The organism is Bacillus sp. TE8-1 (assembly GCF_008368855.1).
Lineage (GTDB): Bacteria > Bacillota > Bacilli > Bacillales > Bacillaceae_G > Bacillus_A > Bacillus_A cereus.
Genome location: NZ_QPET01000029.1, coordinates 1 through 25,515 on the forward strand (window position 1 = coordinate 1; position 25,515 = coordinate 25,515).

Consider the following 25,515-nt stretch of genomic DNA (forward strand, 5'->3'; position numbering starts at 1 on the left):
TCAGTTTTCAAAGAACTACTTGGTCGCTCATTTGCGACTTCCTTATGTTAACACTTTCGTTAATTGATGTCAACTAAGTTTTTTATTTCGTTTGTCGCTTTCGACGTTAATGTCATCGGCGACTTGTTCTATATTACACCTCTAAAGTATAATCGTCAATACGTTTTTATAAAAAATATAAAAAGGCTTATTTCTTTTAAAATAAGCCTTTTTATCACATATCATTCTATTCATTTATTATTTCTCTATAATTGGTAACGAGACGATAAATTGAATAATACCATCCCTATATTCCGCTCGAATACTACCACCTTGTAACTCAACAATACTTTTCGCAATCGCTAAACCGAGCCCCGACCCTTCCGTTACTCTACTTCGAGATTGATCTTTCTTATAGAAACGTTCAAACAAATTCGCTAACTCTTCTCTCGTAAACGCTTCACTATGATTCGCAATTACAATTTGTATATCCCTACGCTGCCTTTGAAGAGAAACTTTTATCTCTCCATCATCTTTACTATACTTAATTGCATTCATTAGTAAATTATCAAATACACGAACCATCTTTTCCGAATCAATCGATGCATAAGCACGTTCCTCAGGAAACTTCTTAACAAACGTAAGTCCATGCTCTTCCGCTTGCGGTACTAGCTCTTCTATTAATTGCTCAAGCAACTCATTTACACATACTTCTTGTTTTTCTAATACAACTTGTTCATTTGTTAACTTCGTATACTCAAATAAATCTTCTATTAAATTTTTTAACTGCTCCGACTTTGCAAAAGCAATTCTCGTATACTCATCGTGTTGTTCTTTATTTTCATATTTAGAATCTCGAAGTAATCGTAAGTAACCCATAATAGAAGTAAGTGGTGTACGCAAATCATGCGATACATTTGTGATAAGCTCATTCTTTTGCTTTTCTAATTTACGTTCCTTTTCTATATTATTCATAAGCTCTTCTGCCATATTATTAATATTCTCAGTTAAAGCTGCAATCTCATCTTCACCTTTTTTCTCAATGCGGTAGGCTAAGTTACCTCTTTCTATTTCCTTTACGCCTTGTGCCATCGCTTCAATCTGCTTCATCTTTCTCTTTGTTATATAGAAGAAAGAGAAAATGAATACAAGTACACCAATTAAAAACGGGAATGGTCCTTCTTGCGTGTCATATATTACCTCTCCCTCCGGAATTCCGCTAACAAACATGTACAAATTCTTTCCTTCAATAGTAATAGGTGAAAAAGATATAAACTCTTTTCTTGTACTTTCAAATACATTTCTACCATCTGTATAATTAATCGCGAATGATGCTGCATTACGAATCGTATTATGCAAATCGATTTGCTCTTCTTGCGCTTGCTTTGTTTTATATAAAACTTTACCACTTTCATCAGTAACCAATATCTTCAAAGCTCTAGACCCTTGCTCTAAATTTTGGTTCTCCATTTCGATCATATTTGATATAGCTTCTAATTTATTTTCATGAACCGAACTATTTGCCGCTCCTTGAGCTTGGTGATTAATTTGTTCCATACCAGCCCGATAATCGATAGTTGCTTGACGATTCGCATTCTCAAAAAACGGCGCTGCTGCCTTTGCTGACAAAACTCCTAATAACGCACAAGCAGCAAAAGTAGTAATCAATTGAATCCTTATACTCTTTCGTACGCTCTTTACTAATTTCTCAATTAATTCTCTTATTTTCCTTATATAAGTAAACGGATTAAATATCTTTTTCAATCTTATACCCCACTCCCCATACTGTTTTTATATATCTAGGCTTCCTTGGATTCTCCTCAATCTTTTCACGCACTTTTCGAATATGCACCATTACAGTGTTATCAGACTGGAAAGATCGTTCATTCCACACCTTTTCATAAATTTGCTCCGCACTAAACACCATACCTGGATTTCTAGCTAGCAATTCTAAAATTGAAAATTCCCTCGGAGTTAGTTTCACTTCTTCTCCCTCTACAATAACTTTATGGGTCGAGATGTTGATTTTCATCTCCCCAATTTCTAACTCGTCCTCATTTTGAATAGCGAAACCATTCATTTTCATATAACGGCGTAACTGAGATTTAATTCGTGCGATTAACTCTAACGGATTAAACGGCTTCGTTACGTAATCATCTGCTCCTGTTGTTAACCCTAAAATCTTATCCATATCTTGCGTTTTGGCAGAAAGCATAATAATAGGCATTTCTTTCGCTTCCCTTACTTTCATACACATATGAATACCATCCACTTTCGGCATCATAATATCTAATACGACTAGATGTACTTCATTTTCTTCCAGTAGACGTAATCCTTCTTCTCCGTCTCCTGCTTGTAATACTTTATATCCTTCATTCTTTAAATAGATTGTAATTAAATTCCGAATTTCTTTTTCATCATCTACGACAAGTATTGTTTCGTGTGCCACAATATCTCCCCCATCACTTTTTTAATCCCTAACTTCTATTATAGGAAAACTTCTGAAGAAAAACGCTCGGAAATCCTTAAGATTTTCTGAAGACGCAAAAAAGGTCTAGACTCCCCTTAAGTCTAGACCTTTAAAAAACCCCTTTTATTTACGAACGTAGATGAAATATAGTACGAATAAAACTCCCATAACATACATAATCGGATGAACCTCTTTACGACGACCACTTACTACCATTGTAATTGGATAGAAGATAAATCCAATCGCAATCCCAGTTGCGATACTATACGTAAGTGGCATAGAGATAATTGTAAAGAATGCTGGTACTGCAATCTCGAATTTCTTCCAATCAATTTCCCCTAAAGAAGAAACCATCAAGATCCCTACAATAATTAATGCTGGTGCCGTTACAGCTGGTGTTACAACACTTAGTAATGGTGAGAAGAATAGTGCCAGTAAAAAGAATCCTGCTGTTACAACTGCTGTAAATCCAGAACGTCCACCCGCTGCTACCCCTGCAGAAGATTCAATATAAGACGTTGTTGTTGATGTACCCAAGATCGCACCAATTACAGTTGCAATCGCATCTGCAAATAATGCTTTTCCTGCACGTGGTAATTTATTGTTCTTCATTAATCCAGCTTGATTCGCAACCGCTACAAGCGTACCTGCTGTATCAAAGAAATCGATAAAGAAGAACGTTATAATAACAATCCCCATTTGAACTGTAAAAATATCTCCGAAGTGCGTTAACGCCACGCCGAACGTTGGTTCTAGACTCGGTATTGCTCCCACTACAGCTTTCGGAGTATCAATTAATCCTGTTGCCACTCCTAAGATCGCTGTAAGAATCATACCGTAAAATACTGCACCATTAACTTTCTTAATCATGAAGATGATTGTCGTAACAACCCCGAAGATTGCTAGTAACGTTGTGCCCTTTGTTAAGTCCCCCAACCCAACAAGAACCGCATCATTTTTCACGATAATTCCTGCATTTTGGAATCCAAGGAATGCAATGAACAATCCGATACCTGCTGCTACTGCAAACTTTAACTCCGATGGAATTGCATTAATGATTTTTTCACGAATACCTGAAGCAGTAAGAATAATAAAGATAATACCTGACATTAATGTTCCGGCAATTGCTGTTTGCCATGGAATACCCATCGTTAACACTGCTGTATAAGCAAAGAACGCGTTAATTCCCATACCTGGCGCTAAAGCAATTGGATACTTCGCGAAAATACCCATAATTAACGAACCGATCGCTGCCGCTAATGCCGTAGCAACGAATACTGCACCTGGATCCATCCCTGTACCTGCTGGTAACCCTTTAACATTTCCAAGCGACAGCGTAGCAGGATTGACAAACAGTACGTAAGCCATAGATAGAAATGTCGTTAACCCTGCTATGAACTCAGTCTTATAATTCGTACCGAGCTCATCAAACTGAAAATAGCGTTTCATCTTACGTTTCCCCCGTTATATGATTACTCGCCGTATTTCACCCTAGCCCTCTTTTATCCCGAGAAATAAAAAAGGCTTCCATTGCATATATACATGGAAGCGTTCTATAAATAAAGATAAGATTCCCCTCACCTTTATACAAACGCCTCGTAGTCAAGCCATTTACGGTAGCTAGGTAGAAACTTTCGGGCCATATCCCCGATATTATACGACGGCATAATATTCACTTTTCGTTTGAATTACATAATCATATTAACTCGACGAAGTAGTTTTGTCAATTTAAAAACGAACATTTTTATAAATTTTTATATTTTCGTTCGTATTAATACCAAAATAAAAAAGGTCCATCTATGCATAAGCAATAGATGGACCTTTTTATAAATACTATTCCCACTCAATAGTTGCTGGTGGCTTACTCGTTACATCATACACGATACGGTTAACGTGTTTTACTTCGTTTACGATACGTACAGAGATTTTCTCTAATACGTCCCAAGGGATACGTGCCCAGTCAGCTGTCATACCGTCGATAGATGTTACTGCACGGATACCTACTGTGTAATCGTAAGTACGCTCGTCACCCATAACACCTACGCTACGCATACCAGGAAGCGCAGTGAAGTATTGCCAGATTTCGCGATCTAAGCCGGCTTTAATAATTTCCTCACGTAAAATCGCATCAGATTCACGAACGATTTCTAATTTCTCTTCTGTGATTTCACCTAATACACGAATACCAAGACCAGGACCTGGGAATGGTTGACGCCATACGATTTCATCAGGAATTCCTAGTTCAGATCCTAATACACGTACTTCATCTTTAAATAACGTGTTTAAAGGCTCAATTAATTTGAACTGCATGTCTTCTGGAAGTCCACCAACGTTATGGTGAGATTTAATTGTTTGTGCAGTTGCTGTACCACTCTCAACGATATCTGTGTAAAGTGTACCTTGCGCTAAGAAGTCCATACCTTGTAATTTTGACGCTTCATCATCAAATACGTAAATGAATTCGTTACCGATGATTTTACGTTTTTGTTCTGGATCTTCTACACCTTTTAACTTGTCCATGAAGCGGTCTCTTGCATCCACTTTAATAACGTTCATATGGAAGCCTTCGCTAAATGTTTTCATAACGCCTTCTGCTTCACCTTTACGAAGTAAACCGTGGTCAACGAAAATACATGTTAATTGATCACCAATTGCTTTATGAATTAATACTGCTACAACAGAAGAGTCTACACCGCCACTAAGTGCGCATAGTACTTTTTTGTCTCCAACAGTTTCACGAATCTTTTCTAATTCTACTTCAATAAAGTTCTCCATGTTCCATCCTTCAGAACAACCACATACGCCGAATACGAAGTTTTTAATTAAATCGTTACCGTGCTCAGAGTGACGTACTTCTGGGTGGAATTGTACACCGTATAAGTTTTTCGCTTCATTGCTCATACCAGCAATTGGGCAAGACTCACTTGTTGCATCTACTACGAATCCTTCAGGTAAACCAGTTACTAAGTCGCCATGGCTCATCCATACAACTTGCTCTTCTGGAAGGTTCGCATATAATTTTGATTCGTTCTCTACTTTAAGAACAGCTTTTCCGTACTCACGGTGATTTGCACGCTCTACTTTACCACCGAAGTGTTGCGTCATAAGCTGCATACCGTAACAAATACCGAAGATTGGTAAACCTAGTTCAAAGATTTTTTCATCACAATGTAATGCACCTTCACCGTATACACTATTTGGTCCACCAGAGAAAATAATCCCTTTTGGATTCATTGCTTTAATTTCTTCTGCAGTAATTGTATGTGGATGAAGTTCACTGTATACACCGAACTCACGAATTCGACGTGCTATTAACTGATTGTATTGACTTCCAAAATCTAAAACGATAATTGTATCGTGTTGTTTCTTCAAAATAATCACCCCAACGTTAGTTCTCGTATATAAATATTTTCACCAATTTGGCGAAAAGCATTACCAATATAATAAAAAAAGCCAGTCCTCCGCCTCTAGTCTCATAACAAAGAAAAGGCAGGGGTCTGGCTTTATAAAGAAAGATAGTCTCCGCTCTTTATAAATATAAGACACACTGCCTTCATAGTCAGGTTGTTTACGGTAACCCGGTAGAGACTCTCAAACCATATCATTGAGGATATATGAAGGATCGTTTTATATTATCTTCCTAGATTCTAACAATGAAGTATCAATATGGTCAAGAGAGAAAGCGACAAAATTCTACAGAAATTCATTTCCTTTTCTAAAAAACATAAAAAAACATCCATTTCTATATAGAAATGGATGTTTTTTTAGGGCAAACGGAATTACATCATTCCGCCCATATTTTTTGGTGCTGTAACATCTTGCACTCTAATTCATAAAAACGCGTCAAATTAGTGTTTTCCCAGCATTTGTCTGTAACATCTTTAACGAGAAATTACGTTTTTTATTAGACTGCGTTAGCAAAATGTTAGCATTTTGTTAGCAAATATTAAGTAATATGATTAGATTTTTAAAACTTATTTTAAGATTGGACCAGTGCAGCGTTGATAATACTATCCATTGCTGCACTGATTACATACTCCACTTGTGTGAAGTGTAATTGACAACACAACGGGATGTTGGTGGGTTTATCTCATTCCCATTAAAAAATACTAGAAAAAATTTTTTTAGTTCAAAGAAGACTAAGACTTGAGTATCTGCTGAAGTGCCATCTTCATATTATTTTCTAGAGATGAATCAATATCCTTAATATGATGTTCATCTAATAAAGCTACTATATTATCCATTTTTAACAGGAAATTTTCACCTAACAAGTCTTTTGTAATTTCCAGGTAACAAAGAAGTGATTCCCATATAAAAACCCTCAAATCTGTATAGTATTCTCCTTCATCAATATCTTCAGGATGAATATTATAAAAATAACGATCTTTTGAAGTAAAATCTTTATGATAAAAAAGAGTACTATTTCTATTAAATCTTTCCTTAATATTGGTATCAAACCATTCCAACTCATTAAAACCTTCTAAGTATTCCAGTGAGTAATTCACTTCATTTCTAATTGCTGGATTGCTTAAAGATTGATCCAATAGAAATTGAAATCTTTGATTTCTTAACCCCTTCACTCCTTTTAACGTCTCTAGTAAAGTCCACCACACCTGATGAGAACCTAAATTATTTTCAAATAAGAGTTTATATTCAATTGTTTTTTGGTTATATACTTGTATACCACTATCAAACGTAAAAAAAAACTTTTTATCATTTTTATTTTTCAAAGGTTCATTCTTTGATGTATTTAAAACCATATAACCCCTTTGAAAGGTAAAACAAATCGCTTTAATAATATAAAATTTGCTATAATATGCAGTTACCTCAGACCACGTAGAAAATTTGCGTGATTTAAGGGTTAATAATGCTAAAAACAAATCAAAAGCTCTATAAAAGCATAATGTACTATTATATATGAATTTTTGTTTGAATTCATTAGAGACTGCCATATCAGTGTTCTGTTTTAGAAAAGTATTAAAATCATTTGAATTACCTTGTGTTAAATAATGCAAGAAAAGCTTTTCTACTGAGCCTCTATTAACTTCAAAATATGGTTGAAAACCATTATAGTCTTTCTTTAAATCTTCATATTCTATTTCGCATTTCATTTTTATTCCCCTATACAAATAATTATTAAGATCATATCTTTGTTAAAATCAAGACATAACTATAAAAAATACTCCACAAGTCAATTTTTAGACAACAAACATCTCCTTCTCTATAAAGAAGTGAGACCAATTGTGATTAAGTTCAATTCAAGTTTAAACCATATGCCCTTGAACCTAGCTTATCTTTGTACTTACTTTCTTCAAGTAAGACCTCATTTCTAGTTAATGTTCTTGGTAGTGTCTGAAGAATAGTAAATCTAAATTTCTGAACTCGTTCAGGATCGATTTCAAGAAGTCCTTTTAGTTTTTTATTTCCACCGTGTCCATTCTTGGCATATTCTTTCCAACGTCCAAATATCCCATCTTTTCCGGAGGCAGATCCAACATATTGCATTCCATCTTTTGTGTCTAGAATAAGATAGACTCCACCTACTGAAGAAAGCATTCTGTGCCAAACCACATTCGCAGTAGGATCACTCATAATACCTTGAAGTTCTCTATAATATAAATTGAGCTCTAAATATCCTGGAAAATCCTTCACATACCCCTTAGGTAATAATTGAACAACCTCTTTTTCATTTGTATCAATCTTCATACACCAAGCTTGAGCTATATTCTGCCACTTGATTACAAGTCTGTTTTCCAATTCCTCAAATCCAGATAGTTTTTCTAAGTCATACCTATATTTACTATGAAGCTTAGCTTTTCCTCTATAAGGAACATCTAAATTATCAGGAAAACCACTTATCTCAGTTGTTTTTTTCACCTCATAAACTCCTATAAATACAGCTTGGTTGTTCTCAATCCCAAGACAGGAAACAAGATAATCACAATCCTTGAATCTATTTTTCTCTTGGTATGATTGATACACTTCGAAATGCCCACTAGCATACAATTCGTGTACATCTATATCTCGAGTATCCTGATGTCTTGCAATCTTAATATTTTTTGACATATCTAAACCTGCAAATTCTAGTACTTTATTAATGGTTAGCATATGGCACCTCCATAAATAACTTCTATAGATATATAATCTAAAGCCTTGTATTTCTAATAAGAACATATTAAATATTAGGAGAAGCTCCAGTGTTATCTATAGAAGAACACTACAAAAAATTACTCCTCAGAGTTATTTCAGCCATAGTATCATAAACATTTTCCTACCTAATATAAGAATATAGAGATAAAAGATTCAGTAATACAAAAAATACTCATCTTACCCAATCACAACTTATAACTAACTCATTTAATCCATAAACTCAAATCTAACTCCGATTGATTATACTTATACAGATACCAATAAGCTTTCTTTTTTAGGTTGAGGAAAGAGATCGCTTTCAAATACAATGTTAATCTTTCGGCTTGTTCTTTCAAAATCCGATACTTCTTCCCTACTCAAACTCAACGAGCGAATCGTGATAATTGTTGCCTCAGATTTTAACGTAACTTTAAATTTAATACTATTTGAATTAAACTCTTGCCGTGTAATGTTTTCATTTGAAAAATTGAAATCTAAATTCAATTGAGGTGGAAAATCAATTTGAACTTCAACTATTGGTTTCTTACTAGCAGTCTCTGGTGTTAAAAAAGAGGTCATAACAATTATAATTGGTAATTGAGAGATATATTTTTCGTCATTCTCAGAAATTTCCAAATCAACATTTTGATTAAAAATATCACAATTTAAATCATCTAGCCTTCTAAACATTCTCGAATTTTGTTGAACTAATATAATTAAAGTTATTAGCATAAAAATAGATATTGCAAGTATTGACCAAAGTACGAATGTATCATTTGTTATCGACACAAATAATGATATTAATGAGGCTAGACCAGTTATAGTAATAAAAAAAGGGTTTTTAGACAAAAAATCATATAATTTACTCAAAAAAGTATCCCCCTTCTTTTATTAAGAACCTTATATTAAAGATTGTTTTAAAAATTTCATCTTTTGAATTTGCATTATAAATTATAATCTTCGAGTTTTTGTATATCTTAACCCTACTTGCCTCCCTTAGAACAACCTTCATTTCGGTAATCTCATTTCCCTGTTTAACAGTATTATCATATAAATAACTCTTGTGAATATAATCACCAGATATTGTAATAGATGAAGAATTCTCTTTATTTGTTCTAAAAGATGCTGATTGAACTCCATCAACTTTATCTGAGTTAATAAGATGCTTAAAAAAATCATTTGTAAAAGATATGTTTTGAGATGAAATGCCAAACTCCGCGAATAGAATATCCTGTATATCTTTTAATAGAGTATATTTTGTAGTAAAAACAAAAATAAAGGGATTTTCATCGTTATAAATCCATATGAGTGATTTATTTACTTCATTTATGGATTGTATATCAGTTACAATTTCTCCTGAAGAATCTATTCTTTCGCTTTTTATCTCCTTCTCAGTTTCCCAAATTAACTTTAATTCACATTTGTCTTCTTTAATTGCTTCTTTAGATATAAAGAATCTATACCGATTCCCTTCATACCTTCCTTGACCGCTACTTTGAAGAAAGTCAAAATACTGCTTTGTCGATCTTAAAATAAAAAAAGACTTATACAATTTCGTGTCAAATTCCATATATTACATCTCCTTGTCCACTACTTTTTATAAGGCTCGACCGGTTAATTAGAGATTTTTCACACCCACCTAATTCATAGAAGATGTTTACCCAAAAGCCGAGCGACTAGCCTATGATATAACTTTTAAGCTTCGAATATTTTTTCTAAAATATCTCTATTATTTTCATAGTCTACAGTATTTAATAAACCATACTTTTTATTTTCTAACTTGATTATTCTGGAAAATTTAATTTCTTTATAATCTTTTAAATCAAATCCTAATGTTGATAAAATAAGTTGTGTATCTTCATTCTTATTGGTAAATATGTAATTAAACAATGCTTTACGCTTATTCTCGTCTAGTTCTACATTGTTAGGACTATCTAAAACTAATGGAAATTTAATACTCTCACTATTCAATTCATCCTTAATTTTCAATAAGTTAAAGTACCAAATAATCGTTGAAATTGGAATGTTACTCCCCCTAGGTGTAAGATTATTCTTAATACTCTTCACCTTATTTAGACTAATTTCCTCTAATCCAAACTTATTGATAGAATCGATCATATAACCTTCATACAAGGCATTAGCTTTCTTTTTTAATTCACTACACTTAGTTAGAATTTTTTTCTGCGTTTGTATATCCGCTTTGTTTATGCTTAATTTATTTTCAACTATGCCATATTCCTTAATCATACTATCTTGCGTTTCAATGTAGCCTCTATGCTTAAGAGCATCTGATATACTCCCTTGATTAATACTCATTCCTTTTTCAAATTCATCAAATTTCTGTAATAAATTAGTATAATGAACTTCTTTCTTTTCAAGTTTTCTGTTTGCTTCTAGTAGCAATTCATCCAGTTGATTTTTCATTATAACAAAATCTTCTAATTCACTATGTTCTGATATCCTCAAACCAATATCATCGATATACTGTGAACAAGTAGGACACACACCTTCATTAACTTTTTGAACTTCTCCTTCTTTAGATTTCTTCAATTTTAGAAGGTCTTTAATGCTCTCTTCCAATTCCATCTTTTCATTTCTCAGTGTTATCAGAGAATTTTTTGCTTTTTTCAAGTTAATAACTATCTCTGTATATTCCTGTTTACTTTTTTCTAATTCAATATTCAAAGATTCTAAATTACTTGTAACATCCATACCTTTAAGATACTCTTTAATCCTCTTCAACATACTATCAATAATTTTCTTTTCTTCAGAAAGATTTTTTTCTTCTTTCTTTAACTGCTCTATCAATTTTGAGGCTTCAAAGTACTCTTCATTATATATACCAAAATGATTATAAATAGTATCTTCTTTAATATTTGTATACTGAGTTAATGCTTTAAAAGAACTAAATTTTGAACCACTCATATAATCCTGATCAACATAGTTTAATAAATAAGAAAAAACTGGTGGAGTTATTTCTAATCTATTATCATCCCTATCCGGTAACCTAACACAAAAACCGTATATCTCTTTTAGAAAATATGATAGCTCCAATCTATTATTGGTTTCAAACAATTTCTGGAAATCTTTTGTGAATATTTTAAATATCTTATTATATCTATGTATATAGTATTCATCACCATTAACATCAATACTTACTATGTACACCTTTGATATTTCTTCCCATTTATCATCAAATATACCATCTGCTCCTAAAGTATGATATAAACTTTTTAAAAGAACAGACTTTCCTACATCATTACCGTCCTCTTGATCAGAAGTAACGATATTTATCCCTTTTTTGAAATCAACTCTTTTCGCAAGCTTATTTTTCAGCTCAAAAATCCACAGGGAATTCATCAATAATCTATTCATACACTCCCTCCTCTAATCTCTTTAACACTAATAAAATTAATACCTGAAGCTCTTCCTTACTTATCTCAGGTGTTTTTAAGTAATACATTTTCTCGCTAATATGTTCAACAATTTCTATATCTGATTCGGGTAAAATGTCTATCTGATCTTGTATGTACTCAACAATTTGACCTTCAATATTTTTAAGTTGTTTATTACTACGCAAACTCGATGAAACCTGCATAAGGGCTGTATTTAATTTCAATCTAGCTTTAAAATTATTTTCAAATTGTTTACCAATAAATCTTCTCACTTCATCTACCGCTGTATCAGTATTTTCAATATACTTATTTAATACTTCATCGAGGAATTCTTTATTTATTCCTTTCTTCTTTAAAACTTCATCATAATTGGTTAATTGTAATTCAAAAGAAGCTTTATTAAAGACCTCACTTTGCAGTAATCTATATAAAGTATTTACTTTTTTTGGTTCACAATTAAACTTCTCCTCAAAGAACAACACTGTCTCGCCTATTAATGTTTTCTCCGGATTTACAAGGTCCATTCCAGTTTTTATAAAATCTGCATTTTCAAGACTAATATCTTTTTTTAAATTCAACTCATCTTTAATACACTTTTTTATTAACACTATAGCTTTTTGGTCAATTTTATTTAATTCTACCATCTCAAAGTTATTATGAACCTTTTTACCATCATTAAGAGGTACATTTGAAACTAATGCAACTTTTGTTTCCTCACACTCATCTCCAGAAGGATTATATTTTAACTTATACAGCTTTCCGATTACTGAATCTCCACTTTTATTTTTTTTGGTCAATTTATTAACTGTATATGTTCCATTGTCATTTTGAGTTTTAACTTGATAAAATTCAAAACAGTTCTCTTTATGAACTTCAATATCACAACTGTAATCAAACACTACTGTAAATTCGATATCTTCTTTGTATAAATCAAACATTTTTTTTAATCCCCAAAGAATCTCATTGCGAAATCTATTCTTTGCAATAGAACCAGATAAATCAAATGGAAGATTCATATAGTAGTTAGCTAATGGCATTCCTTCCCCCCCTTTATATCCATAATATAACAACACTTAACTGTTTAACATATTATTTACTTTCTACTAGATACAATATTTTTTTATAAATAATATATTTTTCAATTCCCTATTAATTTCTAAATAAAACTATATGAAGGTCACTCCTTATAAACATTCTGATTAAATACACAATCTATCCTCATTTTTGTCAAATATGTTTAATATGTAAAAACATAAAAAAGATGGGACTATCCCATCTTTTTGTTTTAGAAAAAATATCGATTTTATAACTAAACTATTTCTATCTTCTCTATCACTGGTTGGTCATACTTAAATGACACTTGCTCTAAATGATAATTCATCTTATATGAATTACCTTTTTTTGTTTCCCTTCCAGTTTCGGCAAACATATGTAAATTTTTTTTGGCACGAGAGCCTATTACATATAACATTTTCTTTGATGCTGAATCAGCTATATAACTCGATTGATTTATTATCGAACTCCAATGAGGTATGTACCCCCACAGTAATCCAAAAGCAATTACCGTTTCAAACTCTTCTCCCTTGACTCCGTAACACGTGTTTATAACAACACCCTCAGAAGGTTTAAATACACTCTTAAAATAATTCACATCACTCGGAATACCCTCAAATTCCGAAGATTCATATCTTGAACGAATACTATTAAAAAAAGTATCCCATTGATTTTTTAATACTAGATGTGTATCAAGGTCTATTTCAAGAACATCAAAAAATTCTTTGAATGCAAATTCTAAATATTTAATTCCATCCGTTTCCCTAGGGTGTATAGAATTTAATAATTTCAAATATCTTCTACAATCATTGTAACTAATTCCAAGAGAGCTATTTGTGTATTCGTTTAATTCTAGGACAACACTTTCTATCCATCTATAGCGACTTAATGTTGTTTGTAGTGATATTTCAGTTAAAAATAATCTAGATAACTTCCACCAAAAGTTTTCTTTATTTCTCGGTAATGGAGTAATACCAGAAGCCTCAAATGGAACATCTGGTAAAATAGTCTTTAACTTTTTTGCTAATGGCGTAAGAAAATACCATTGTGGTGCAATTATACAAATTTCATTGGGCTTAACTCCACTCTCCAAGTTATTCATAATAATGTCTGCAAATTTTTTATATAAATCATTTTTATTTGTAGCATTATCTAAAGAAATTAAGCCATTCTCATCTGAATACGGACTGAATGCTTGAATTTTCACATCGGTTGATTGGAATTCCTTAAAAAAGTCCACAATTCTCTGGGTCGATCTGTAATTACCAGGTAAATACTTTTGTTCGATTTCTTGATTACCGATTTCACTCTGTATCTCTTGAATATCTTTTGGGATTCCTCCTAAAGAATTATAAATAGCCTGATCAGGATCCCCAACTAAAAATATTTTACATTCACCTTTTCTTTCCATCATAATTTGTCCAATAATTGCATATTGTAAATCCTGAGTATCTTGAAACTCATCTACAAATATATAAGTACATAAACTTGCCAAATGATTACGTATTTTTTTATGACTTTTTAATAATGTATAAGAATGGTACAAAAGTAAATCAAAGTCAATTTCTTTGTTATCTAAAATAATTTGGTGAAATTCTTTTGCTACTAAATTATTATACGGATCCTTATTCAAATATTCTCCATCCCTATTGAATGAAGTATTTATATCAGAATAAATTGGAAGGGAGTATTTTTCCAGCAAATTTTTTAATATAGTTTGCTTTTTATAATCATCTATTAGTGAGAAACCATTAACTAATGTAGGTTCATATGCTGCATAAGGTTTAATAATCCATTGATAGCAAAAAGAATGAATTGTTCCAGCCCATAATTGTTCCTGTGGAATACCTAATTCATCAAGTCTTCTTTGAATTTCTTCAGCTGCACGATTAGTGTATGTCAAAGCTACTATAAACTTTTTTTTACTTCTCAACCGCTCCAGTTCATATGCAATTTTTCTAGTTAACACACGTGTTTTCCCGCTTCCTGGGCACGCGATAACTAATGTATTTCCTGATGAAGTCACTGCCTCGATTTGATGATCATTTAAGCCATTCAACATAATCGCTCACCCTTATATGAATCTATGAAAAGAAATATATCATCATCCTCTTCAAGATATTCAGCAGATAATTCTAGAAGGTTATCTAATGTCCTATCATCTTCGGAAACAGCTTCAATTAGCTCTAAAAACTTTTCATATTCTTCTTCTCCACAATAATAGAACATTCGATGCTTAAACATTTTTTCAAAATGCTTATAACCTATATGTCCAGAAGCAAATACAATCGCATCCAATATATAGCGTGGAACAAGTGTCTCAAAAGTTACTTCTTCTGCAAGCATAAGAGCAAACCACCCTTTTCCTACGACCTTATCAGCTAATCTAAGTGTTTCAAGCCCTACTTTAATATCGTCCTTTGACCTCAATAGCTTTTTTGAATCTGTGATTGCTTGCGGTTTTTTATATATTTTACTTAATGTCTTAACAACTTCTAGTACATTCCCGTTTAAAACGAAATCAATCTCAAAGGTATTTTTAGCATAAAAAGCTTCTATCCACTGATTCTCTTTACAATAATTATCTAATTTTATCTTTCTTTCTTCACCCTTTTTTTCAGAATTACGAAATTTCTTCATTTCTTCCGTATCTTTGCTTTTATCTGTATCTAAAGGAATAAGTGATTTATCGTGATCCGTTATTATGGCACACTTTCTCTTAATCCTCTCATCGTGAAATAAGTTGGAGATATGTTCAAATACTGTACTATTTACGTTAATTACACTAACACCTATTTCATCAAGACTTAATCCAAAAACATTTTTAAAAATAGCTGGAATTAATATTAATTCTGCATCACCTTCTACCAAAATGACACCTTTTGCAAATAATAAAGTACTACGCGTAGCATCCAAGTATCTCTCTATCTTTTTGCACTCTTCTATAGAAAGTCCTTTACTTGGCTGGCATACAATTGTTTCTCTTTTCTCTTTACACAATATATTAATGGAACGAATTCTATTAGCCGATGAAATATGTGTTGAATGTGTCGATGTTATTACTTGAGTATTGTGGAAGCTATAATTTTCAAACATAGTTTTTTGTATATGCGTATGGATATGTGCTTCAGGCTCTTCAATTAATAAAAAATGTGCTGCTTTTTCCTCAAGAGGCTGCATATATTCATATTCTAGTAACTTTAAAGTAATATATATTAAATTTGCTCCACCTAGGCTAAGCTCATCTAATTTTCCTTGGTGACCATTGTCATCCCCATCACCAACCCAGAGAGTTAACGATTGAAACAATTTATTAATATCTTCAGGTAACTCAGAACGAATACTGACACTTGGAGCAAATGTATATCCAACCGTCGAATCTAAAGTTCTTTTTACTTTTTTCGCCAAATCATTAACTTCTTGAAGGTTACTTATTGTCTTATTTAAAGCAGTTACTTGGTCAGCAACTTGTTCAGAATCTTCCACCAATATATTCTTTGCACTACCTCTTAATAAATTTAATAAAGGGCTCTGTCTAGTTCTACGTAATTCTGTCATAACATCCCGTAACGCTTTGATATATGTACATTTCAACTCCGTTCGTATTAAAAAGATTTGAGATGTTGGAGTACCTAGCAACTCTTTATTCTCTTCATCAGGATTAGGGAAACTAATATTTTCAAAATCTCCGACTAATTCCTTATAAACTTCATCATCTGAGAAGTCCGCTGTTCCTCGAAAATGATACACTGCTTCATAATCATTTATAGTAATTTCGTTTAATATCTCATCTAATTTTTGGAGACTTTTATCCTCTGCTAATGACAATTCATATAACTTTTTTCTATATTTCTTTTTTGGTCTATAGTAAAAATTGTACGAACCACTACTAGAAGGTTCAGTAACGTGTTCTAACTTATGAGCTAATAAATTAGCCCCTTCACTCGAATCTAGTTGTTTAAAATGTAATGAAATTACTATCCAATGCCCTTTCCATTTTTTAAGCTCTCTATTAAAATCATTTTCTATTAATTTAGAAGCACTTATTGGGAGATTATCATCTAGCATTAGTCTTAACGCAAAGAAAGCATTAGTTTTCCCCGACCCACTTTCTCCAATCAAAGTGTTTACACCAGGTTCAAATAAAAAATTTTGACTCCTAAAATTCCTAAAATTAACAACATTCAACTTTGAAATATACATACATCCTCCATATAATTACTAGAATTTAACTATATAATAGCATTTCCAATTAAAAGGAGAAAAACATTTCTACAAAATATACACATAATTTCTTATTATCTGACCTATCAATTTTTAAAAGCATTTATACTTTTTACCTAAATACATTTCCAATATTTTTATTTATTTTACAAATTTCCACTATCATTCCACACTAAGTCTGATAATTTATCTGGAAGAAATATTTTATTCCCTAAGCCACTTTAATAATCCCTTAATTAACTTCTATCTTTATATCAATCCCCCCTACGCCAATATATCCAAAAAACTTTCACTTTCTTGCTCAAAAGGTTGTTTTTTTGAAAATTAATAGAATATAATCCGTTCGACATTTTTTGAGACAAAAAATTAATCTTACTTTTTATCGACGATTTAGAACAGATTTAGAACAAAACAAAAAAATTTTCATTTTCTTCTCCAAAAGGTTGTTTTTTCGAAAATCAATAGAATATAATGCGCTCGACATTTTTGAAAGACACAAAAAATTTGTCTCCGCTGGTTTATAACACAGTTAAAAATGTAGTCCCTATACAAATTAAGGAGTGAAGACACTTGAAAATAATTCGTTGCTACGCTTCGGCAGAAAATGCAGTTAATGTGAAAAATATTATTCAAAACCTCTTATTCGCTGAACTAGAGAGTTTAATAAATACAAAACAAACACCGGAAAACAGTGAACATCCAATAAAAAGTGAAGATTTAGGACGTGAATGTGCTTGAATGCTGTTGGATATGAAAGAAATTCACCCGAGAAAAGCACATTATTAGTAGAACAATCTTTAACTGAGAAACTACGAAAATTAGAATCTGAAGGACATTTGTCATCGTTCCTTTTTCATAGTTTCTTAGAGCAACTACAAGGGAGTAGAGATTATGAAAGAAAAGACTATTAGAAAGTTTCCTGGACAAAAACAAGGAACCATTCAAGTCTTCATTAAACGTTCAAATGAGGAAGATTTCGTCCAATTACGACTAAATCTAGAATTTGAAGACTCTAATACAAAGTCTTAATAGGCCTTTCAGTAGCCAATAGCTGTTGAAAGGTCTTTGAAAAGTATAAATTTTACCTTTCTATGTCAATGCTGATATGCGGAGGTGTAATTTTATGCGAAGAAAAGTTAATTTACACACAAGTTCAGAAATAAATCCTGTAACAGATGTATGGCTTCAGCATCTTATTCAACGGCTTATTGTTGAACAATTAGATGTACCTTATCGATTGAAGGCTCAACTACTTCATCAAACATTAAAACAAAATGAGGAGGATTCAATTGAAAAATAAATATAAGGTCTTTTTTCGGCGAGTTAGTACGGCTGGTCAAGATTTAACAATGCAGGAGTCAGCTGATACTATTTATCGAGAACAGTACCTACCAAATGAAATATTCATTATTGATGAAGAGGGAGTATCCGCCAATAAGTTAAAAATTACAGAACGTCCTCAAATGGTGAAATTAATTACGATGATTCAACAAAAACAAGTAGATACCGTATATGCTTTTGATCGTTCAAGATTATTTCGAGATTTTTACGAATCAAATTATTTTGTATCACTATGTAGAAAGAATAACGTCCATATCTTTTTCACATCATCTGGGAATGGTCATCAACAAGCTACTAACAATACCCTTTTAGAGGGAGTTTTAAATATTGTTGGAGATGTTGAAGGGAAGAATATTGCTCGTAGAACTGAAGAAGCCAGAAGGAGATATCCCCCACGCAAATTGGGGTACATAAAACAAAGAGAAACGAGAAGCTACATTAAAGATCCGGTAAAAAAAGATATCTTGAAGCAATACTTTACCGATTTAGCCGAAATTACATCATATATCGAGTTGGAGGAATTAATACAAAATTATAAAAGAACACTCAAAACAAAAACTGAGCACCTTCTTAAAATTGCTAAAGATCCTTTTTATGCTGGATATGATTTAAGTTCAGGTGAGCATCAATTAACACACGTTGAGTCTTACTTAACATTAAAACAATTCCAAGAATTACAACAGAAAAGCTCACTCATTATGAAGTATCAAGAGAATATTGAAGCCCTTAAAGAAGATGATATTTACCAACCACACTGCGGAAGCTGTCAAAATCCTATGCGATTTCACTTTGATATTGTATCCGGAACATCTTGGTATTCGTGTTCAAGAAAACATACGCCAGTTCAAATATCAATTGAAGACTTATCTTCCATAATTAATTGTTCCTTAGAAAAGGTCATTCACAGTTTAGATATAGAACGACTCATTGCTGACTCTCGTCATTCATTTCAAATGATTACAAAACCAATTAAGGCCGAGCTAAACAAACTCGAAAAAGATAAAAATAAAATTTTGGAAAACATCATTTTAAATGGAGATGATCTTCAAAATTGGAGAGCACATCCTCTTTACAAAGAACTCTCTACTTTAGAGGCTACATTGGAAAGTTTACTCGCACAGTTTGCTACAGCAAAGAGACTGTTATTGGATAACGAGAACGTCGCCAAGCTATTAAGCAGTTATTTGAGTAGCTGTAAGGAACTTAATCCTTTTTTTCTTTACTCAATGCTAATTAAGAACCTCTACATCTATCAAAATGAAGTAAATCTTGAAATCAATAAGTTCGATTATGTACAAGACATTTATACGCAATACTTTTTTAAAGGAGGCAAAATAATATGCGATTAGCCTTTGGTTATATTCGACGTTCCTCTTACAAACAGCAAGAAAATAATAGTGTTCAAATTCAAAAACAACACATTCAAGAGTTTGCCAAGCAAAATCAACTTAATGTGCCTGACGAATTCTTATTCATTGAAGATGTAACTAGCGCATACTCTAAGCGAGCAAATGAGCGTAAAGAATTAATGAGACTTAGAGAAAAGATGATTGAACTGAAAATACCAATCGTTATTTTTCACGATGTATCTCGTATGGACCGCACAGGTTACTCCTTCACAATAGATTTTTATCGTCCACTGCTTGAAAAGTTACCTGACCTTGAAGTCTATACGACAAAATCAAAGCAGCCTATAAATACAGAAGATATAAATATGAAGATGAACTTTTTATTATTTCAACACGAATCGGAAGTCAAGTCTGAACGTGCACTTGGTAGCCTAACCAATGCATTAGAACAAGAAAGCAACATCCGTCCTGGTTCTAAAATCCCATATGGATACGAACAAATAAATAAAAAGCTGTATCCAAATGAAAATGCAAAAATTGTTTCCTTCATCTTTTTCTTATACAGCTGGGGGCATTCCTTAAAGAAAATCGCATCTCTTTTAAATACAGGAAATATCCCATCTCCATCAGGGAAGCAATGGCGTTCAAGTACCATTGAAAATATACTTAAGAATCCAGTTTACACTGGCAATTTAACTTGGAAGATTCCTAAAAGAAAAACTGGGCAGAAATTCTTTACATTTGAACAGACGCACGACCCAATTATTTCTGAATTTCATCTTCAGTTGTATCAACAAAATAAACATCTTCAAGAGACTTTTGGAAGGTTTGATACACCTTTCCTGTTTCTCAACAAGATGAAATGTCAACAATGCAATCAAATTTTGATTACACAAAATGGATCTACTACCCGTAATCAGATCGTTTATAAATATCATTATTACGTATGTAAAAAATGCCAATACAAAATGGATTCTCACGACGTACACGAAAAGTTAATCCCATTAATTTTAGACCGTGTTCATCAACTCGTTTCAACTGATGAAATTAAAGAAAGCACACTAGAATTTCTTAATCAAATGATTAGGAATTTAGACACACTGATTCCCAGTAAAGAAAAACTCATTACTAATCTTTTTGAAAAAATAGCAATCGCAAGAGAAATCAATGACCGGGAGCTAGAGTTAAAAATTTCATCTGTAATTGAACAGCATAAACACTCATTAACCGAGCTGAAAAATTGCCGTGAGCATCTGCTGAAATCTTATGAAACTGTGAAGTCCAACCAATTCTTTTCAAGGTTCCAGACCATTTTAAACCATCAACTAAGTACAACCGAAAAACGTCTCATCATTTTATACTTTGTTGATTATATTTTCGCCTCTCCTGAGAGTCGCACTAACATTCTTTATAAGACGAATATCTTTGAGGAACTTGCAATATTAAGTAATGGTTGAAGTACCGAAATCTTTTATCATCAATTGGATAAAAAACCGAACATACTCTTCCATACTGCAAACGCCCAATAACAAAATGGATACGAATCCCTTTCCACAAGGGATTTCTTCTATGGTTGGTTCGGTAATTTATCCATAATGGTATACCAATATGGATAAATTACCGAAAAATTATTATCAGTATGGACAAATAACCGAAATTTATACATCAAACTATTTGGAGGTTTTCAAATGAACAAAACAAAAAAATATACAACTTGGGATTCATTACCTGACACATTAACAGCAACACAAATATCAGAGTTTCTTGGTATCTCCAGAAGAAGAGTTTATGAATTATTTCAAGTTCGTGTTGAGTACGGTGGCATTCCAAATTTTGCAATTGGCGCCTCAAAACGAGTAGATAAAGCCGATTTTAGATGGTGGATAGCAGAAAGAAAAAAAGAAACAAACACAGTGAATGCTGCTGTTTGATACGAGGAGTTTGAGGAAAGAAGCAAGAACAAATCAGCTCGCGAGTTTTCACTTGTAAATGTTGTTCTTCTTCCCTTAAATATTCATCACCTAAATGTATCCAATAACCTTAAATCGGAAATACTATATATTTGCAGTTACAACAATAGAAAAGAGGTTTTTTGTATTATGAAAGGAACAATTTATCGACGAGGTTGCAAATGCAACAAGAAAAGATGTACCTGTGGTTCTAAGTGGGCCTTTACTGTAGATGTTGGGATAGACCCAACTACCGGGAAAAGAAAACAAAAATCTAAAAGTGGATTTCGAACCAAACAGGAGGCAGAAGTAGCCATTACAACCTTACTGAATGACATTCAGCAAGGAACCTATCAAGAAGAAAGAAAAATCTTGTTTAAAGACTATGCAGATGACTGGATTCCTCTATATGCTGTGGAAAATAATGTGAAACCAGGTACCATTCGCATTAGACAGCACGAAATTAACAAACTGCTTCCTTATTTTGCTCATTTAAAGCTAAAAAATGTGAACAGAAAAATCTACCAAGAAGCTATTAATGATTTAAAAGAGAAAGGATTTGCACATAACACGCTGGATGGTGTTCATCGTACAGGAAAAATGCTATTTAGAAAGGCATTGGCAATGGGCTACATCAAAGTTGACCCCACAGAATTTACGTACCTGAAAAGAGACAAAAAATCGATTGAGGAATTAGAAGCACAAGAAATTCCGAAATATATGGAGAAAGAAGAATTGGCATTGTTTTTAGAAACTGCTTCTACAAAAGGGTTGGAGATGGACCATCTAATGTTTTTGGTATTATCGTACACAGGAATGCGAGTAGGCGAATTAATTGCTCTGAAGTGGAAAGATATTCACTTTCATCAACATACCATCAGTATTACCAAAACGTATTATAATCCGAGTAACAACACAATAAAGTATGAATTGGTGACACCTAAAACACGACGATCGAAGCGTACGATTATTGTCGATGAAATGGTCATTGCTGCATTAGAAGCCCATCGAAAAGCACAACAAAAGGTGATGCAACACTTTGGAGGAACGTATCACGATGGTGATTTCATCTTCGCTAAAACAGATCGATTCCCAGGTTATCCGATTTTTATTAAAACCGTTGAAAACCGAATGGCTCGCTTGTTAAAGATGGCAGCATTAAATAAAGAGCTGACACCACATTCTTTACGCCACACACATACCTCATTACTGGCAGAAGCAAAAGTAGGGCTAGAAGAAATTATGGATCGATTAGGGCATTCTGATGATGAAACAACCAAAAATGTATACCTGCACATAACCAAAGAACTAAAAAAAGAGGCTTCTCAAAAATTTAGTCAATTAATGAGAAGCCTACAATAATGTTCACGATGTTAGCAAAATGTTAGCATTTCACTTTTCACTTAAGAAAAACCCTTACATATCAAGGGATGGAGCGGTATGTTACATCATTCCGCCCATACCGCCCATGCCCATGCCGCCCATGTCAGGCATTGCTGGTGCATTTGGTTCTGGCTTGTCAGCTACTACAGCTTCAGTTGTTAAGAACATAGCTGCAACAGATGCTGCGTTTTGAAGTGCAGAACGAGTTACTTTAGCTGGATCTACGATACCAGACTCAAGCATGTTAACCCATTCGCCAGTAGCTGCGTTGAAACCAACGCCTACTTTTTCGCCTTTTAGACGCTCTACAACTACAGATCCTTCTAGACCAGCGTTGATTGCGATTTGACGAACTGGCTCTTCTAGTGCGCGAAGTACGATGTTGATACCTGTTGCTTCGTCGCCTTCAGCTACGATAGAAGCTACTTTCGTGTATACGTTCATAAGTGAAGTACCACCACCTGCAACGATACCTTCTTCTACTGCTGCACGAGTTGAGTTAAGTGCATCTTCAATGCGAAGTTTGCGCTCTTTTAACTCAGTTTCAGTTGCTGCACCTACTTTAATTACTGCTACGCCACCTGCTAGTTTAGCAAGACGCTCTTGTAATTTTTCACGATCGAATTCAGAAGTTGTTTCTTCTAATTGCGCACGGATTTGACCGATGCGAGCTTCGATTTGTTCTGTGCTTCCTACACCTTCAACTACAGTTGTGTTTTCTTTTGTAACAACAACTTTACCAGCGCGTCCTAAAGATTCAACTGTAGCAGATTTTAAGTCACGACCTAATTCTTCAGTGATTACTTCGCCACCTGTTAAGATTGCGATATCTTCTAGCATTGCTTTACGACGGTCACCAAATCCAGGAGCTTTAACAGCTACTACGTTGAATGTACCACGAAGTTTGTTCACTACTAATGTAGCTAAAGCTTCGCCTTCAACATCTTCAGCAATGATAAGAAGTGGTTTACCTTGTTGTACCACTTGCTCTAATACTGGTAAGATTTCTTGAATGTTAGAAATCTTTTTGTCAGTGATTAAGATGTATGGGTTATCAAGAACTGCTTCCATTTTGTCAGAATCAGTAATCATGTAAGGAGATGCATATCCACGATCAAATTGCATACCTTCTACTACGTCTAATTCTGTTGTGAATCCTTTAGACTCTTCTAAAGTAATAACGCCGTCGTTACCAACGCGCTCCATTGCTTCAGCGATTAATTGACCTACTTCTTCGTCAGCTGCAGAAATAGCAGCTACTTGTGCGATAGAAGATTTGCCTTCGATTGGTTTAGAAATCGTTTTTAATTCTTCAATTGCAGCAGTAACAGCTTTTTCGATACCTTTACGAAGACCCATTGGGTTAGCACCAGCTGTTACGTTTTTAAGACCTTCACGAATCATAGCTTGAGCTAATACAGTTGCAGTTGTTGTTCCGTCACCAGCTACGTCATTTGTTTTGCTAGCAACTTCTGCTACTAATTTCGCACCCATGTTTTCGAATGCATCTTCTAATTCGATTTCTTTTGCGATTGTTACACCGTCATTTGTAATAAGTGGTGAACCAAATTTTTTCTCAAGTACAACGTTACGACCTTTTGGTCCAAGTGTTACTTTTACTGCGTTTGCAAGAGTGTCGACACCGCGAAGCATCGAACGACGTGCTTCTTCACTAAATTTAATATCTTTTGCCATAATAATTGACCCCCTTGGATTTTTTAAGATTTATATAATTAACCGATAACTGCTAAAATGTCACTTTCACGTAAAATCAAGTAGTCTGTACCTTCATATTTCACTTCAGTACCTGCATATTTTGAGAAGATGATAAGATCACCTGCTGCTACCTCTAAAGCAACACGCTCACCATTCTCAAGCACTCGACCAGTACCTACTGCAACTACTTTACCCTCTTGTGGTTTTTCTTTTGCAGTATCTGGTAATACGATACCACTTGCTGTTTTTTCTTCTGCTTGAACAAGCTCAATTACAACGCGATCACCTAATGGCTTTAGCATGAACAATAACCTCCTCATTTTGTTATGTAAATTTCTTTTATTAGCACTCAAGTCATCCGAGTGCTAACACACTTATAATAATAAATAATCTCAATTTCTTTTGCAAGTAAAAAAATCATAATTTTTTCGCAAATCACTATATAAACTTTCTATATAGAATACTGCCTTTACTATATGAATCGTTGTTTCCACTGCTCGTATGTTACAATATGAAAGGACACCCTA

21 protein-coding genes and 2 riboswitches are annotated in these 25,515 nt (G+C 33.3%); of the genes, 7 read left to right on the top strand and 14 right to left on the bottom strand.

The window, feature by feature from the left end; genetic code table 11:
- Positions 1 to 237 precede the first annotated feature (237 nt).
- The 12 genes from ampS to DN404_RS25175 all read right to left on the bottom strand — a co-directional run bounded on the left by ampS (position 238) and on the right by DN404_RS25175 (position 17,229).
- Positions 238 to 1,743, bottom strand: a complete 1,506-nt coding sequence (gene ampS, locus DN404_RS25120) for an aminopeptidase AmpS (protein ID WP_149215588.1) — start codon at positions 1,741 to 1,743, stop codon at positions 238 to 240.
- Entirely contained in the window at positions 1,727 to 2,428 is a 702-nt protein-coding gene (locus DN404_RS25125; RefSeq protein WP_000929885.1) for a response regulator transcription factor, read from the bottom strand. The genes ampS and DN404_RS25125 overlap by 17 nt, the downstream gene beginning before the upstream one ends.
- A gap of 144 nt (positions 2,429 to 2,572) precedes the next feature.
- Complete coding sequence (locus DN404_RS25130) at positions 2,573 to 3,898, bottom strand: NCS2 family permease (RefSeq protein ID WP_000833096.1); 1,326 nt, start codon at positions 3,896 to 3,898, stop codon at positions 2,573 to 2,575.
- Positions 3,899 to 4,028: 130 nt separating this feature from the next.
- A riboswitch (purine riboswitch) is annotated at positions 4,029 to 4,130 on the bottom strand.
- A 152-nt stretch (positions 4,131 to 4,282) separates the two neighbouring features.
- Entirely contained in the window at positions 4,283 to 5,821 is a 1,539-nt protein-coding gene (gene guaA, locus DN404_RS25135; protein ID WP_000743909.1) for a glutamine-hydrolyzing GMP synthase, read from the bottom strand.
- Between the two features lie 164 nt (positions 5,822 to 5,985).
- Positions 5,986 to 6,087: riboswitch (purine riboswitch) on the bottom strand.
- A 501-nt stretch (positions 6,088 to 6,588) separates the two neighbouring features.
- Complete coding sequence (locus DN404_RS25140; protein WP_149215589.1) at positions 6,589 to 7,560, bottom strand: hypothetical protein; 972 nt, start codon at positions 7,558 to 7,560, stop codon at positions 6,589 to 6,591.
- Positions 7,561 to 7,702: 142 nt separating this feature from the next.
- On the bottom strand, positions 7,703 to 8,557 hold the full coding sequence (locus tag DN404_RS25145) for a GIY-YIG nuclease family protein (protein WP_149215590.1): 855 nt from the start codon (positions 8,555 to 8,557) through the stop codon (positions 7,703 to 7,705).
- Positions 8,558 to 8,845: 288 nt separating this feature from the next.
- Positions 8,846 to 9,448 carry a hypothetical protein gene (locus DN404_RS25150; protein ID WP_149215591.1) on the bottom strand — a complete coding sequence of 201 codons (603 nt, stop codon included), beginning with the start codon at positions 9,446 to 9,448 and terminating at the stop codon, positions 8,846 to 8,848.
- On the bottom strand, positions 9,441 to 10,148 hold the full coding sequence (locus DN404_RS25155; RefSeq protein WP_149215592.1) for a hypothetical protein: 708 nt from the start codon (positions 10,146 to 10,148) through the stop codon (positions 9,441 to 9,443). The genes DN404_RS25150 and DN404_RS25155 overlap by 8 nt, the downstream gene beginning before the upstream one ends.
- Positions 10,149 to 10,273: 125 nt before the next feature.
- Positions 10,274 to 11,953: a hypothetical protein gene (locus DN404_RS25160; protein WP_149215593.1), complete on the bottom strand. Its 1,680-nt coding sequence runs from the start codon at positions 11,951 to 11,953 to the stop codon at positions 10,274 to 10,276.
- Positions 11,946 to 13,010, bottom strand: a complete 1,065-nt coding sequence (locus DN404_RS25165; protein ID WP_149215594.1) for a dsDNA nuclease domain-containing protein — start codon at positions 13,008 to 13,010, stop codon at positions 11,946 to 11,948. Before DN404_RS25165 ends, DN404_RS25160 begins: the two co-directional genes overlap by 8 nt.
- Before the next feature lie 272 nt (positions 13,011 to 13,282).
- A complete protein-coding gene (locus DN404_RS25170; protein ID WP_149215595.1) occupies positions 13,283 to 15,088 on the bottom strand; it encodes a UvrD-helicase domain-containing protein in 1,806 nt (601 codons plus the stop codon).
- A complete protein-coding gene (locus tag DN404_RS25175; protein WP_149215596.1) occupies positions 15,082 to 17,229 on the bottom strand; it encodes an ATP-dependent nuclease in 2,148 nt (715 codons plus the stop codon). The genes DN404_RS25170 and DN404_RS25175 overlap by 7 nt, the downstream gene beginning before the upstream one ends.
- 591 nt (positions 17,230 to 17,820) lie before the next feature.
- Between DN404_RS25175 and DN404_RS30660 the strand changes: the two genes are divergently transcribed.
- The 7 genes from DN404_RS30660 to DN404_RS25195 all read left to right on the top strand — a co-directional run bounded on the left by DN404_RS30660 (position 17,821) and on the right by DN404_RS25195 (position 23,251).
- Positions 17,821 to 17,988: a hypothetical protein gene (locus tag DN404_RS30660; RefSeq protein WP_179951872.1), complete on the top strand. Its 168-nt coding sequence runs from the start codon at positions 17,821 to 17,823 to the stop codon at positions 17,986 to 17,988.
- Positions 17,989 to 18,141: 153 nt separating this feature from the next.
- Positions 18,142 to 18,279, top strand: coding sequence for a hypothetical protein (locus tag DN404_RS30665; protein WP_179951873.1), 138 nt, complete (start codon positions 18,142 to 18,144; stop codon positions 18,277 to 18,279).
- 94 nt (positions 18,280 to 18,373) lie between these two features.
- Complete coding sequence (locus DN404_RS30670; RefSeq protein ID WP_179951874.1) at positions 18,374 to 18,550, top strand: hypothetical protein; 177 nt, start codon at positions 18,374 to 18,376, stop codon at positions 18,548 to 18,550.
- Complete coding sequence (locus DN404_RS25180; RefSeq protein ID WP_179951875.1) at positions 18,540 to 19,940, top strand: recombinase family protein; 1,401 nt, start codon at positions 18,540 to 18,542, stop codon at positions 19,938 to 19,940. Before DN404_RS30670 ends, DN404_RS25180 begins: the two co-directional genes overlap by 11 nt.
- Positions 19,931 to 21,397: a recombinase family protein gene (locus DN404_RS25185; RefSeq protein WP_149215598.1), complete on the top strand. Its 1,467-nt coding sequence runs from the start codon at positions 19,931 to 19,933 to the stop codon at positions 21,395 to 21,397. The genes DN404_RS25180 and DN404_RS25185 overlap by 10 nt, the downstream gene beginning before the upstream one ends.
- 231 nt (positions 21,398 to 21,628) lie before the next feature.
- Positions 21,629 to 21,871, top strand: a complete 243-nt coding sequence (locus DN404_RS25190) for a helix-turn-helix domain-containing protein (RefSeq protein WP_025118638.1) — start codon at positions 21,629 to 21,631, stop codon at positions 21,869 to 21,871.
- 168 nt (positions 21,872 to 22,039) lie between these two features.
- A complete protein-coding gene (locus DN404_RS25195) occupies positions 22,040 to 23,251 on the top strand; it encodes a site-specific integrase (protein ID WP_149215599.1) in 1,212 nt (403 codons plus the stop codon).
- 81 nt (positions 23,252 to 23,332) lie between these two features.
- On the opposite strand, the gene groL is transcribed toward DN404_RS25195, so the two are convergent.
- Positions 23,333 to 24,967, bottom strand: coding sequence for a chaperonin GroEL (gene groL, locus DN404_RS25200; protein WP_001029993.1), 1,635 nt, complete (start codon positions 24,965 to 24,967; stop codon positions 23,333 to 23,335).
- Between the two features lie 38 nt (positions 24,968 to 25,005).
- The gene (groES, locus tag DN404_RS25205) at positions 25,006 to 25,290 is read right to left on the bottom strand and encodes a co-chaperone GroES (RefSeq protein WP_000917311.1); all 285 of its coding nucleotides are present in this window, start codon (positions 25,288 to 25,290) and stop codon (positions 25,006 to 25,008) included.
- Positions 25,291 to 25,515 lie beyond the last annotated feature (225 nt).